Origin of the sequence: Micromonospora sp. NPDC049580 (assembly GCF_040675595.1) — a bacterium.
Taxonomy (GTDB): Bacteria; Actinomycetota; Actinomycetes; order Mycobacteriales; family Micromonosporaceae; genus Micromonospora.
In genome coordinates this window covers 1-1200 of the sequence record NZ_JBFAPG010000826.1, presented here as the reverse complement: position 1 = coordinate 1200, position 1200 = coordinate 1, and the positions used below count along the sequence as shown (strand labels likewise).

Sequence of the window (1200 nt, the reverse complement as noted above, 5' to 3'; positions counted from 1 at the left end):
CCTCGCTGCGCTCGGTGCCGGCATGAGAGCCCAAGCACGCTGCGCTGATGATTCGTTCGCTGCGCTCACTCATAGCGGATCCTCGGGTCGAGTACGGCGTACAGGACGTCCACCACCAGGTTCGAGACCAGGTAGACCACGACGAGCACGCTGACGATGCCCACCACCAGGGGGCCGTCCTCGGTGCGGATGCCGCGGAAGAGGTTGAAGCCCACGCCGGGGATGTTGAAGACGCCCTCGGTGATGATCGCGCCGCTCATCAGGTTGCCCAGCTCCACACCGAGGAAGGTGACCACCGGGATGAGCGAGTTGCGCAGCACGTGGACGGTGACGATGCGGCGCTTGACCAGGCCCTTGGACCGCGCGGTCCGGACGTAGTCGGCGCGCAGGTTCTCGGCCACCGAGGTACGGGTCAGCCGCAGCGCGGTGGCCAGCGACAGCGAGCCGAGCACGATGCCCGGCAGCAGCAGCGCGTAGAACGTCGGCTGGGAGCCGGCGGTGGGCGGGAAGAGCTGCCACTTGACGCCCAGGAAGTACTGGGCGAGCGGCGCCAGCACGATGGTCGGGATGCCCAGCACGAGCAGGGTCAGCACCAGCGTCGAGTTGTCGAAGATGCTGGCCCGGCGGATGCCGGCGACCACGCCGGCGCTGACTCCGAAGATGATCGCCACGGCGAGCGCGATGAGCGCGAGCTTGAGGGTGACCGGCCAGGCCGCCTGCAGGATGTCGCCGATCTGGCGGCCGGTCAGGGACTGGCCGAGGTCACCCTGGAGCAGGTTCTTGACGTAGTCGAAGTAGCGGTAGAAGAAGCCGCCCACGCCTGTCGCGTCGAGGTGGTACTTCTCCGTCAGGTAGGCCCGTTGGGCCGGCGTCACCGGGCGTTCGCCCGCGAGGGCCTGGATGGGGTCGCCCTGGCCGGCGAACATCAGCGCGTAGACGATCAGGGTGGTCCCGAAGAACGCCAGGACCATCTGCAGTAGGCGCCGCAAGATGTAGCGGAACATGCTTAGCAGTCTCTCCGGAAATATGCGAAAGGGTCGCAGGACGGCATCTCTGGTCGTACCCGAAATATCCGAGACGTGCCGTCCGGCCCGGGGGAGGCCGGCGCCACCGACTGCGGGCCCACGCGAGCGGCCCGGCCGACTGCCAAATGTTGCTCTGTACCACCTGGCCGCGGGCGTACTGGATCCGCTGGATCAG

1 protein-coding gene is annotated in these 1200 nt (G+C 67.7%); it reads right to left on the bottom strand.

Annotated elements, in window-relative coordinates:
- Positions 1 to 65 precede the first annotated feature (65 nt).
- Positions 66 to 1004 carry an ABC transporter permease gene (locus AB0J68_RS32375; RefSeq protein ID WP_354855389.1) on the bottom strand — a complete coding sequence of 313 codons (939 nt, stop codon included), beginning with the start codon at positions 1002 to 1004 and terminating at the stop codon, positions 66 to 68.
- Positions 1005 to 1200 lie beyond the last annotated feature (196 nt).

Bases quoted from the DNA above. Each gene is read 5' to 3' on its own strand.
- AB0J68_RS32375 (WP_354855389.1), bottom strand. From the start codon at position 1,004: ATGTTCCGCTACATCTTGCGGCGCCTACTGCAGATGGTCCTGGCGTTC.